9 protein-coding genes are annotated in these 11,952 nt (G+C 72.9%); 6 read left to right on the top strand and 3 right to left on the bottom strand.

Going from position 1 to position 11,952, the window contains the following annotated elements:
* Nucleotides 1–113 precede the first annotated feature (113 nt).
* The 4 genes from FV218_RS19980 (at nucleotide 114) to FV218_RS19965 (ending at nucleotide 4,098) form a co-directional block, all read left to right on the top strand.
* Nucleotides 114–1,079, top strand: coding sequence for a UbiA family prenyltransferase (locus tag FV218_RS19980; protein ID WP_246685202.1), 966 nt, complete (start codon nucleotides 114–116; stop codon nucleotides 1,077–1,079).
* A complete protein-coding gene (locus FV218_RS19975) occupies nucleotides 1,076–1,540 on the top strand; it encodes a GtrA family protein (protein ID WP_246685201.1) in 465 nt (154 codons plus the stop codon). The genes FV218_RS19980 and FV218_RS19975 overlap by 4 nt, the downstream gene beginning before the upstream one ends.
* A complete protein-coding gene (locus FV218_RS19970) occupies nucleotides 1,537–2,877 on the top strand; it encodes an FAD-binding oxidoreductase (protein WP_246685200.1) in 1,341 nt (446 codons plus the stop codon). The genes FV218_RS19975 and FV218_RS19970 overlap by 4 nt, the downstream gene beginning before the upstream one ends.
* 459 nt (nucleotides 2,878–3,336) lie before the next feature.
* Nucleotides 3,337–4,098 (top strand): SDR family oxidoreductase, encoded by a 762-nt coding sequence (locus FV218_RS19965; RefSeq protein ID WP_147711254.1) that lies wholly within the window; start codon nucleotides 3,337–3,339, stop codon nucleotides 4,096–4,098.
* Between the two features lie 143 nt (nucleotides 4,099–4,241).
* Here the strand turns inward: FV218_RS19965 and FV218_RS19960 are convergent, their stop codons facing one another.
* The 3 genes from FV218_RS19960 to FV218_RS19945 all read right to left on the bottom strand — a co-directional run bounded on the left by FV218_RS19960 (nucleotide 4,242) and on the right by FV218_RS19945 (nucleotide 8,571).
* Nucleotides 4,242–4,487 (bottom strand): hypothetical protein, encoded by a 246-nt coding sequence (locus tag FV218_RS19960; RefSeq protein ID WP_147711252.1) that lies wholly within the window; start codon nucleotides 4,485–4,487, stop codon nucleotides 4,242–4,244.
* A 131-nt stretch (nucleotides 4,488–4,618) separates the two neighbouring features.
* Complete coding sequence (locus tag FV218_RS19955) at nucleotides 4,619–5,335, bottom strand: PhoH family protein (RefSeq protein ID WP_056087875.1); 717 nt, start codon at nucleotides 5,333–5,335, stop codon at nucleotides 4,619–4,621.
* A gap of 872 nt (nucleotides 5,336–6,207) precedes the next feature.
* Complete coding sequence (locus FV218_RS19945; RefSeq protein ID WP_147711250.1) at nucleotides 6,208–8,571, bottom strand: UvrD-helicase domain-containing protein; 2,364 nt, start codon at nucleotides 8,569–8,571, stop codon at nucleotides 6,208–6,210.
* A gap of 139 nt (nucleotides 8,572–8,710) precedes the next feature.
* On the opposite strand from FV218_RS19945, the gene FV218_RS19940 reads away from it, so the two are divergent.
* Both FV218_RS19940 and FV218_RS19935 read left to right on the top strand, forming a co-directional pair.
* Entirely contained in the window at nucleotides 8,711–8,980 is a 270-nt protein-coding gene (locus tag FV218_RS19940) for a hypothetical protein (protein ID WP_147711247.1), read from the top strand.
* A gap of 161 nt (nucleotides 8,981–9,141) precedes the next feature.
* A partial coding sequence (locus FV218_RS19935) for an AsmA family protein (protein ID WP_147711245.1) occupies nucleotides 9,142–11,952 on the top strand: 2,811 nt, incomplete at its 3' end.

Raw genomic sequence — 11,952 nt, 5'->3', positions numbered from 1 at the left:
GTACTTCACCAACCTCATCTCGGCCCGCCCGCGGCTGGGGGGGGGCGGCGGGCGGGGAGGGGGGCCGGCGGGGGGCGGAGGGGGGGCGGGGGGCGGGGGCCGCGGGGGGGGGGATGGGGCGGGGCCCCGCGCCGGCGGCGCGCCGGCGCCTGCTGGCGCGGATGCCCGACGCCGTCTTCCTGCCCGAGGCCGGGACCGGCCCCGCCGCGCGGGTGCGGACCTGGGCGCGGCTCCTGCGGGTGCACCAGTACGCCAAGAACACCCTGGTGTTCGTGCCCCTGCTGATGGCGCACCGCTTCGACGGGCCGGCCTTCCTCGCGGCACTCCTGGCCTTCGTGGCGTTCTCGCTCTGCGCCTCGAGCGTCTACCTCATCAACGACCTCATCGACATCGAGGCCGACCGGGCCCATCCGACCAAGTGCCGGCGGCCGCTCGCGAGCGGCCGGGTGCCGCTGCCGCAGGCCATGCTGGCGGCGCCGCTGCTGTTCGGGGCGGCCCTCGCCGTGAGCCTCGCGGTGTCGGGCGCCTTCACCGCCGTGATCCTCGGCTACTTCGCCCTCACCAGCGCCTACTCGGTCTCCCTCAAGCGCAAGATGCTCGTCGACGTGGTGACGCTGGCCGGCCTCTACACCATCCGGGTGGTGGGCGGCGGGGTCGCCGTCGGCGCGGTCCTGTCGGACTGGCTGCTGGCCTTCTCCCTGTTCATGTTCATGGCGCTCGCGCTGATCAAGCGTTACACCGAACTCACGAGCCGCCTCGACCGCGGCCTGCCGAGCCCGACCAACCGCAACTACGAACTGTCCGACCTGCCCATCGTCGCCGCCCTCGCGGCGGCCGCCGGCTACAACGCCGTGGTGGTGCTGTCCCTCTACCTGTCGTCGGAGGCGGTGACGCAGCTCTATTCGCGCCCGAAGCTGCTGTGGTGCGTCGGCCCCGTGATCCTGTACTGGATCTCGCGGGCGCTGCTCATGGCCCATCGCCGGATGATGCACGACGACCCCATCGTCTTCGCCCTGCGCGACCGGGTCAGCCTCGTGACGGCGGCCACCGTCGGCGCCCTGGTGCTCGCCGCCATATGAGCGCGCCCGCCGAGCTTGAACCCAAGATCGAGGCCGATCCCACGATGACCCGTCCCGGGCCCGTCGCCCTCGGCCTGCGCTACGTCGGCTTCGCCGTGCTCGCCACCGCGGCGAACCTCCTGGCTCAGGAGGCCACCGTGCGGATCGCCCCGTGGGCGCCCCTCCTCGTCTCCGTCGTCATGGGCACGGGCATCGGCTTCGTGGCGAAGTACGGCCTCGACAAGTATTTCGTGTTCTTCGACGCCTCGGCGAGCCGTCGCGAAGAGGCGCGCAAGATCGGCCTCTACGGCCTGTTCAGCGTCGTCACCACCCTGGTGTTCTGGGTGTTCGAGTTCGGATTCTTCGCCCTCTGGGGCACGAGCACGGCGAAATACACCGGCGCGATCCTCGGGCTCGCCGTCGGCTACGCGGTGAAGTACGGCCTCGACCGGCGCTTCGTCTTCACCGGGCGCGCCCCGTGAGCGCCGACACGCAGACGATCGCCGGCTGGGGCCGCTATCCCCGCCGCGCCACGCGGCTCATCGCCGTCCGCGAACAGGCCGCCGTGGCGCCCCTGCACCGGGCCGAGACCGGGCTCATCGCGCGGGGCAACGGCCGGGCCTACGGCGACGCCGCCCTGGGCGACACCACCACCCTGGCGCTCGGCGGCCTCGACCGGATGATCGCCTTCGATCCGGAGACGGGCCACCTCGCCGTCGAGGCCGGGGTGCTGCTCGCCGACATCATCGACGCCTTCCTGCCGCGGGGGTTCTTCCCCGCCGTGGTGCCGGGCACGCGCTACGTCACCGTCGGCGGCATGATCGCGGCGGACATCCACGGCAAGAACCACCACGGCGCCGGCGGCTTCGGCGCCCATGTCGAGAACCTCACCCTCGCCCTGCCCGACGGCACGGTCCGCACCTGCGGGCCCGGCGCCGACCTGTTCGCCGCCACCGTCGGCGGCATGGGCCTGACGGGGACGATCCTGCGGGCGACCCTGCGCCTGCGCCGGATCGAGACCGGCTGGATCCGCCAGCGCACCGTGGCGGCGGCCGACCTCGACGCCGCCATGGCGGCCCTGGAGGCCGCCAACGGATCGACCTACGCGGTGGCCTGGATCGATTGCCTCGCCCGCGGCGCCGCCCGGGGCCGCGCCCTGGTCTATGGCGGCGAGCACGCCACCCGGGCCGACCTCGCGGACCTCGCCCCCGGTTCGCCCCTGAACCCGCCCGCGGGCGGCGGCGCCCTGGCGGTGCCGTTCGACCTGCCGGCCCTGACCCTCAACCGCCTGAGCGTCGGCGCCTTCAACGCCCTGTACTATGGCCGCGGCCGCGCGGGCGCCGGGCGGGACAGCCTCGTCGGCTGGGCGCCGTACTTCTTCCCCCTCGACGGCATCCGCGACTGGAACCGGATCTACGGCGCGCGCGGCTTCCTCCAGCACCAATGCGTGATCCCCAAGGCCCGCAGCCGGGCGGCCCTGGCCGAGATCCTCGACCGCGTCGCCCACGCGGCCCCGTCGTTCCTCGCCGTGCTCAAGCTGTTGGGGCCGGGGGGGGGCGTGATGTCGTTCCCCCTCGCGGGCTACACCCTCACCCTCGATTTCCCCGCGAGTCCCGCCAACCTCGCGCTCCTGGATGACCTCGACGCCATCGTGCGGGCGGCCGGCGGCCGGCTCTACCTCGCCAAGGACGCCCGCCAGAGCCGCGACACCTTCGAGGCCGGCTACGGCGACGCCGCGACCCGGTTCCGGGCCCTGCGGCGCGACCTCGGCGCAGACGGCAGGATCGCCTCCGGCCTGTCGCGGCGGTTGGGGCTGTGAAGGCCCGCCCGGATGCGTTCGGTGAATGGGTCGAGGGCGCGCGCGCCCGGCGATCCGCCCTGTTTCTCATGGGACCGGTGGTCGGCGCCCGGCACGACCGGCTCCCCCTCTCAAAAGGCTTTCGTCTTCATACCTCTCGCGGGATGCTCGGGTCCCCTCTCCTGAAAGGCTACGGCATTCACACATCTCGCGGGCAGCGCGGGTCCCCTCTCCTGGAAGGAGAGGGACAGGGTGAGGTGTGTGACTTATTCGGAGAGCCCACACACCTCACCCCAGCCCTCTCCTTTCAGGAGAGGGAGCACAGGTGCGCCTCCCGCCCGCATCCGGATGCCGTCTGCCCTGTTCCGAACGAGATTGCCCCGCCGCCCAGGGGAGCGGCGCCGCCGCGCCCCACTCCGACATTCCTCCGGGGAAGCCGATCCGGCCGTTCCGGCCCCACCCCAACCCGTCCGAGGCCGCATGACCCAGAACGCTCCCACCGTATCGCGAAAACTCGTGCTCCTCGTCGGCGCCACCTCCGACATCGGCCACGCCACGGCCCTGGCCTACGCGCAGGCCGGATGGGACGTGATCCTCGCCGCCCGCGACCCGGCGGCGGCGGCCCGCAACGCCGCCGACCTGACGGCGCGCACGGGGCGGCCGGTGCCGGTCGTGGCCCTCGACATCACCGACACGCCGGCCTTCGCCGCCTTCGTCGACGGCCTGCCGCGCCTGCCCGACACGGTGGTGAGCGTCGTCGGACTGCTCGGCGAGCAGGCCCGCGCCCAGTCCGACCTCGGCGCGGCCGCCGCGGTGATGCGCGCGAATTTCGAGGGGCCGTCCCTGCTGCTCGGCCTGTTCGCCGAACGCTTCGCCGCGCGGGGCGCGGGCACCCTGGTGGGCGTCTCGTCGGTGGCGGGCGAGCGCGGCCGGGCCTCGAACTACGTCTACGGCGCGGCCAAGGCCGGCTTCACCGCCTTCCTGTCGGGCCTGCGCAACCGGCTGGCGGCGAACGGCGTCCACGTGCTCACCGTGAAACCGGGCTTCGTCCGCACCCGGATGACGGCGGGGATGCCCCTGCCAAAGCCCCTCACGGCCGAGCCGCACGAAGTCGGCGCCGCGATCTTTCGCCATGCGGAGGTGAAGCGCCGCGACGTGGCCTATGTCCGCCCGGTCTGGGCCCTGGTGATGCTGGTGATCCGGGCCATCCCCGAGCCGGTGTTCAAGCGGCTGAAGCTGTAACGCGACCTCCGATCGCGCGTACCGATCGCTGAAGGAAGCGCTGAAGCATCGGCTCCCTCTCCCCTACGGTCCCGCGGCACGCACGCCGAACGAAAAAAGGGCCCCGCGAGGGACCCTTTCCGTCTCGATCGCGAAGCGATCGATCACATGCGGCGCATCATCCGGCGATGCATCATCTTGCGGTGCATGTGGCGACGCTCCATGCGGCGCTCCATCCGCCGATGCATCATGCGGCGCTCCATCCGGCGCTCCATGCGCATCTGCACGGTGGACACGGTCTCGGGAGCGGTGACGCCCATGGGCGCGCCGGGGGCGGCCGAGGCGGAGGTGGCGAGGCTGGCGCCGCCGAGCGAGGCGAGCATGGCGATGGCGAAGGTCAGTTTCCTCACGTGGAACTCCCGTTGTCTTGTCCGAGTGCGGTGCCCGGTCTGCGCGTCCGGCCCTCGAGGGTGAAGGACACGTGGCGCGCACCGGAGTGAGCGGCGGGCCCCGCAGAAGCCCGCCGCTGATAACCCGCGACTCAGAGATTCGTTTCCTCGAAAGCCCGCACCCAATCAGCACAAATTCCCGAGCGCACGATATCGTCCAGGGTGAATTCCACCACGGGGATCGGCATCATCCGGCTCTTGATGAGATGGATCACCGTGCGCAGGCCCGACGTCTCGCGCAGATCCGTCTGCGACACGTCGCCGTTGATGATCACCTGGCAATCGTCTCCGATGCGGGTGAGGAACATCTTGATCTCGGCGGTGGTGGTGTTCTGCGCCTCGTCGAGGATCACGAGGCAGTTCTTGAAGGTGCGCCCGCGCATCACCTCGAAGGGCACCACCTCGATGTCGCCGGTCTTCACCGCGATGTCGAAGGCCGCCGCGCCCATGCGCTCCTTCATGGTCTCGGTCAGGGGCGCGACCCAGGGGGCGATCTTCTCTTCCAGGGTGCCGGGGAAGTAGCCGAGGGACCGACCCGACGGCACGTTGGGACGGGTGATGATCACCTTGCCGATGCGGCGCTGGCGGAGCTGGTCCGCCGCGCGGGTGCCGGCGATGTAGGTCTTGCCGGTGCCGGCGGGGCCGAGCACGATCACCTGCTTGTGAAGGGCCAGGGCGTCGAGGTACTGGGCCTGGCGGTCGGTGAGGGGCTGGATCGGGCTGAGGTTGCGTTCCTCGTCGAAGCGGGTCCGGTGCAACCGGACCGGGCGATCTTCCACCAGTTCAAGTCGTGTGCGCCGTCTCTTCATCGATCAATACTCCACCTGGACTTGGCCAACCGGACTCAATCTGAACTGCACCTGCTGAACGTGACGCGCCGAAAACCCTCTGCCTTGAACGCTCTTACGCTCCCTCGACCGGACACCAGTGTCCGCCACCAGCCAATTCGGCCGCAAGTGGGCGGTTCCCGCCGGGAGGACCTTGCCTGTGGATGGCCGGTCCGCCGTCTTCGTCCGCCCCTCGACGGTTGCACGCACCATGCCGCGCCGGAAGCGACGGCGGCATGACGATCAATTATTCCCGTGCATTGATGTAGAAAGTCCGCACGGTTCCGGACCTGCGCGACGCGGGAGAGATTTCTTGTCGCGGCGCCGATGCGTCCCCGGAAAGCGCAGGGCGATGGCAGATGGGTGCATGCGTTTGGGCAGCCCTCGCCCGTTCGTGCAGACCGCAGGCGCGCATCCCCCTCTCCCCGCCTGCGGGGAGAGGGCCGCAGGCACCTCGTCGTGCCTGCGGCAAGCGCAGGCGAAGCCGCAGCGACGGTGAGGGGGCTTCGTCGGAGGAGCCTCATCCGGACGCCCCCCCTCACCGTCGGCTGCCGCCTCGACGCGCTCCCCGGCAGGGGGGAGACGCGTCCCTCTCCCCGCAAGCGGGGCGAGGGGATGCGCACGGGGGGCGGCGCTTCGTCGACAACTCTCTTCCGCGGCGGCTTTGGACCGCGACCATCATCTGCGATCGCTCTGCCTGGAAGGAGAGGGGACCTGTCGCGCTTGAGGCCGGCTCAGTGTGGCCCTCGATATCAGCCACCGGGCGGATGCGGGACGCCAATCGCCGCCTGCGGTCTACGCGGTCACGCAGGCACGCGAACGCAGCGCCGCGATGCGCGGGGACGACGCCCCGCTCACGCCGGCTGGATGAAGCTGTCCAAGACCATCTTCTGCCCGGCCTTGTCGAAATCGACGGTGAGCTTGTTGCCGTCCACGGCCGCGACGTCGCCGGGGCCGAACTTGGTGTGGAACACCCGCATGCCGACGGAGAAGGCCGAGGGGGCGCCGGTGGATTTCGCGATGAGCTCGCCCTCGATCTGACGGGGGCCGGACCGGTTGGCCGGGTTGCGGGAGGGGCCGCCCCCGAAATTGCCGGTGTTGGCGGTGGCGGCCTGGGCCCGCTGCCAGCCCGGCGTGCCGTAGGACGAGCCGAACGGCGTCGGGTTGCGGTCGAAGCGCGAGGCGCCGGCCGAGAAATGCGCCGGGGCGTCGATGACGTCGACGCTGCCTTCCGGCAATTCGTCGATGAACCGGCTCGGCACCGTGGACGACCACAGGCCGTGGATGCGCCGGTTGACGGCGAAGGACAGTTTTGCGCGCTTGCGGGCGCGGGTGAGACCCACATGGGCGAGGCGGCGCTCCTCCTCCAATCCGGCCCGGCCGCTCTCGTCCAGGGCCCGCTGGTTCGGGAACAGGCCGTCCTCCCAGCCGGGCAGGAACACCGTGTCGAACTCCAGGCCCTTGGCGGCGTGCAGCGTCATGAGCGAGACCCGGTCGGCGCCCTCCTGCTCGCTCGCCTCCATCACCAGGGAGACGTGTTCGAGGAAGGCGGCCATGTCGGGGAATTCCTCCATGGAGCGCACGAACTCCTTGAGGTTTTCGAGGCGCCCGGCGGCGTCGGCGGATTTGTCCTTCTGCCACATCTCGGTGTAGCCGGATTCCTCCAGGATGGTCTGGGCCACCTCGGAATGCGGCTTGGTGCCGACCATCCGGGCCCACCGCGAAAAGCTCTCCACCAGGGCGCGGACGCCCGTGCGGGCGCGGGGCTTGAGCTCGTCGGTCTCCGTGAGCAGGCGCGCCGCCTGGAGCAGGGGCACGCCCTGGCCCCGCGAATAGCCGTGCAGGATCTGCAGGGTGGCGTCGCCGAGGCCGCGCTTCGGGGTGTTGAAGATCCGCTCGAAGGCGAGGTCGTCGGACGGATTCATCGTGACACGGAGATACGCCAGGGCGTCGCGGATCTCGGCGCGCTCGTAGAAGCGCGGGCCGCCGATGACCCGGTAGGGCAGGCCGAGCTGGACGAAGCGGTCCTCGATCTCGCGCATCTGCGCCGAGATCCGCACCAGCACGGCGATCTCGGACAGGGGATGCTGCTTGTGCTGAAGCGACTCGATGGCCTCGGCGAGCTGGCGCGCCTCCTCCTCCGAATCCCAGGCGCCCGCTACCGTCACCTTCTCGCCCGGCACGTCCTCCGTGCGCAGGGTCTTGCCCAGCCGGCCCTCGTTCTTGGCGATGAGGCCGGAGGCGGCGGCGAGGATGTGGCCGGTGGAGCGGTAGTTGCGCTCCAGGCGGACCACGGTGGCGCCGGGAAAGTCGTGCTCGAACCGCAGGATGTTGTCGACCTCGGCGCCGCGCCAGCCGTAGATCGACTGGTCGTCGTCGCCGACGCAGGCGACGTTGCGGTGGCCCTGCGCCAGCAGCCGCAGCCACAGGTACTGGGCGACGTTGGTGTCCTGGTACTCGTCGACGAGGATGTAGCGGAAGCGCTGCTGGTAGTTTTCCAGCACGTCCGGGTTCTCGCGCCACAGCTTGAGGCAGAGCAGCAGGAGATCGCCGAAATCGGCGGCGTTGAGGGTGAGCAGCCGGGCCTGGTAGGCGGTGTAGAGGGCGCCGCCCTTGCCGAAGGCGAAGGCCTGGGCCTCGCCGGGCGGCACCTGCTCGGGCAGGAGACCGCGGTTCTTCCAGCCGTCGATGGCCGAGGACAGGGCCCGGGCCGGCCAGCGCTTCTCGTCGATGTTCTGGTCGACGATGACCTGCTTCATCAGGCGCAGCTGGTCGTCCATGCCGAGAATCGTGAAGTCCGAGCGCAGGCCGACGAGTTCGGCGTGGCGGCGCAGGATCTTGGTGCCGATGGAGTGGAAGGTGCCGAGCCACGGCATGCCCTCGCCGGCCGGGCCGATGAGGGCGCCGATGCGGTGCTTCATCTCCCGCGCCGCCTTGTTGGTGAAGGTCACCGACAGGATGTCGAAGGGGCGCGCCCGGGAGGTGGCGATGAGGTGGGCGATGCGCGTCGTCAGCACCCGGGTCTTGCCGGTGCCGGCCCCGGCGAGGACGAGGACGGGGCCGTCCGTGGCCTCGACGGCGCGGCGCTGCTCGTCGTTCAGGCCCTCGAGGTAGGGCGAGCCCTGCGGCCTGAGGGAGGCCATGGCGCGGGCGGCGATGGAGGTGGGCGCGTCGGGCACCGGCCGCGAGGCCCCCGCCGTGTCGGGGTGTTGGGTCATGCCGCATCCCTGGACCAAAACGCGAACGGCGTCGAGGGTCGGGCGCGCGCGGGCGGCCCGCGACGCGCCATCGCGGGAACCCGGCTTTCGCCTCGGGCGTCGTCCCCGCACACGCATCGCCCCACAGGGAGGCTTCGCCATGACCGTTTCGCCCCGACTGCCCTCCGCCCGCGCCCTGGCGGGCCTCGCCCTGCTGGTGGCGGGCGCCGGCCCGGCCCTCGCCCAGCCCTCGGGCAACCCCAACAGCCTCAGCAACATGAACGAGCGCCTCGACACCCAGAGCCAGATCCGGGGCGTCCAGACCCAGCAGCAATTCGACAACAGCCAGAACCGGATGCAGATTCAGCGCAACGAGCTGTTCCGCCCGGAGCCCAACGCCGGGCCGGGCATCGTCGCCCCGCGGCGGTAGCGGTCGCCCTCGCGGGTCCCGTCGATCGGTCGCCCGACCCGGCGACCGATCGACGGCCCCGGTGCACACAACCCCGGCCGGTGTGATATGCCGCCCCTCGGACGGGACCGGTTCCCGTGGGAACGGCCCCGCTTCCGGGGGCGCGGGGGAACGAGACGAGCGTGCGTGACATCCTGACCGCGCTGGCGGGACTCGTCGTCCTCCTCCTCGTCGCCGCCCTGGCGGTTCCGCCCTTCGTGGCGTGGGAGGGCCAGCGCGGCCTCATCGACGGCGCCGTGTCCCGGTCGCTCGGCCTGCCCGCCCGCAGCGAGGGCCGCATCGAGGTCCGGCTCCTGCCGTCGCCGCGCCTGCGCTTCGACCGCCTGCGCCTCGGGGACCAGCCGGCCAAGTCCGGCCTCGACAAGCCCGGCCTCGACAAGCCCCGCCTCGACAAGCCCGGCCTCGATCTGCATTTCGTCAAGGCGGAGGTGGCCCTGTCGCCCCTCCTCACCGGCGCGGTGCGGTTCACCGAGACCCGGATCGGGCGGGCCGAGCTGCGCCTGCCGGTGACGGAGGGCGAGGCGATCCTGGTGCCCGCCGACCTCGCGGCCGGCCTGACCGGGCGCGATCTCGCCATCGAGGACCTCCAGGTCCGCCAGCTCCTCGTCACCACCCAGGTGCCGGCCACGGGCCGCACCGACCAGATCTACGCCGAGGCCGTGCGGCTCTCGGCCCCGCGCCTCACCGGGCCGTGGCGGGCGGAGGGCACCAGCCGGGGCGTCCCGTTCCGGGTCAGCACCGGCGAGCCGACGCCGGAGGGAATTCTGCCGGTCAAGCTCTCGGCCGGCGGCGACACCCGGCCCTATGCGGAGATCGACGCGACCCTCTCCCTCGCCGACGTCGCCGGGGCCGCCGGTCCGGCCGAGCGCGCGGTGATCCCCCAGGCCGAGGGCACGGCCCGCCTCGTCGTCGGCCCGCCGTCCCAGGCCGCCGGCGCCTACCTGCCGGTCTCCGTCGGCGGCGCGTTCACCGCGCGGGGCGCCGTCGCCCGGTTCAAGTCCCTCGACCTCGACATCGATCCGGGCGGGCGGGCCCTGCGCCTGTCGGGCACCGGCCGGGTCGACCTGCGCAACGGCCGCGCCGCCCTGGCGCTCGGCGCGCGCCGTCTCGACCTCGACGCCTTCCTGCTCTCGGCCGCCGGCCAGGCCCTCCTGGCCCGCGGCCCGCCGAGGGCCGGCCTCCACCTGCCCGTGAGCGTCGACGTCGAGCTCGCCATCGAGAGCCTCGCCCTCGGCCTCGACGACTGGTCGAACCTGGCGCTCGCCGGCACCCTCGAGCGCTCGGGCGGCCTCGTGCTGAAGCGGTTCTCCGCCACGGCGCCGGGGGCCGCGACCCTGAGCGCGTCCGGCGAGATCGACGCCGAGCCGGCCCCCCGCTTCACCGGGACCCTCGCCCTCGACGCCCCGGCCTCGGACGGGTTCGGCCGCTACCTCGGCAAGCTCGGCCTGGAGGGACCGGGCATCGCCCTCATGGACGGGCGCCCGATCCGGGCCTCGGCCGACCTGTCGGCGGCGCCCCCGTCCGTGTCCCTGCGCAACCTCCGCCTCGACCTCGGCCCGGCGCGGGTCACCGGCAATGCCCGCTACCGCGCCCCCGAGGCCGGCACCCGCGGGCGCGTCGACGCGCAGCTCGCCGCGCAGGGGATCGACATCGCCGCCCTGCCGTCGTTCAGCGGGGCCCTGGCCGACCTCCGGGGCCACGATTTCGGCCTCGTGCTCCAGGCCCGCGACGTGCGCTACGGCCCGGCGAGCTCCGGCAACGGCACCATCGCGGCCAGCATCCAGTCGGACGGGGCGAGTCTCGCCATCGACAGCCTCGACGTCACCGACCTCGCCGGGGCCAAGGCCAGCCTGTCCGGCCGCATCGGCGCCGACGGGGCCGGGCGCATCGCCGGCCGGGTCTCGGCGCCCGTGGCCGCGCCCCTCCTGGCCCTCCTCGACAAGGTCTGGATCGCCGAGGCCCGCCTCGTGCCGCAGGCGTTCCGCGACGGCGGCCTCGACCTCGGCGTGACCCTGGAGCGTGAGGCGGGCGCCGCCGACACCCTGCGCACCACGGCCAAGGGGACGGCGGCGGGCGGCAGCCTCGACCTCGACCTCGTGAGCCGGGCCGGCCGCATCGGCCAGCTCGACCTCACCCTGGCGGCCCCCTCCGCCGCCACGTGGTTCGGCCGCGCCGGCGGGGCGGGGCTCGCCGGACCCGCCCGCCTCCACCTCTCCGGCACCCGCGCCGCCGGGGCCGAGGGCGACGCGGCGGGCCTCGCCCTCCGGGTGACCGGGACGGTGGCCGACCTCACCCTCGCCACCACCCGACCGATCCTGCTGGAGGGCCAAGCCGGACTTGGCCTTCCGCACACCGGCGAGATCCGCCTCGGCAGCCCCGATCTCGCGCCGTTCCTGCGGGTCCTGGGCGGCACCGCGCCGATCCCCGCGACCCTGCCCGCCGACCTCACCCTCGGCCTGTCGCGGGCCGGCGACGAGGCCCGCGTGGCGGTGGCCGGGCGCCTCGCCGGCGGTGCCGTGTCGGCCGAAATCGGGATCGCCCCCGGGGGCGAGATCACCGGCTGGGCCAGCCTCGGCCGCCTGTCCGTGCCGGCCCTCGCCGCCGCCCTGGTGATGCCCGAGGGGCGATCCGGCGCCGACGCGGCCTTCGCGCGCTTCGCCGCCCCGCCCGCCCTGCGCCCGCGCATGGTCCTCGCCCTCGGCGTCGAGAGTCTCGACCTCGGGCGCGGCCACGTCGCCACGGGCACCACCCTGACGGCGCGCCTGGAGGACGGGACGCTCGGCCTGTCCGACCTCGCCGGCACCCTGGCGGGCGGGCGGCTCACCGGCGCCGTCACCCTGTCGCGCCAGGGCGGGGCGGCGTCCATCGCCGGGGAGGGCACCCTGAGCGGGGCGGCCCTCGCCGGCCTCGTCGGCCCCGGCCCCGTCTCCGGC

The sequence above is a fragment of the Methylobacterium sp. WL69 genome, from assembly GCF_008039485.1.
Lineage (GTDB): Bacteria > Pseudomonadota > Alphaproteobacteria > Rhizobiales > Beijerinckiaceae > Methylobacterium.
Note: the sequence above shows the minus strand (reverse complement) of the source record. Positions and strands in the feature narration are given on the sequence as shown.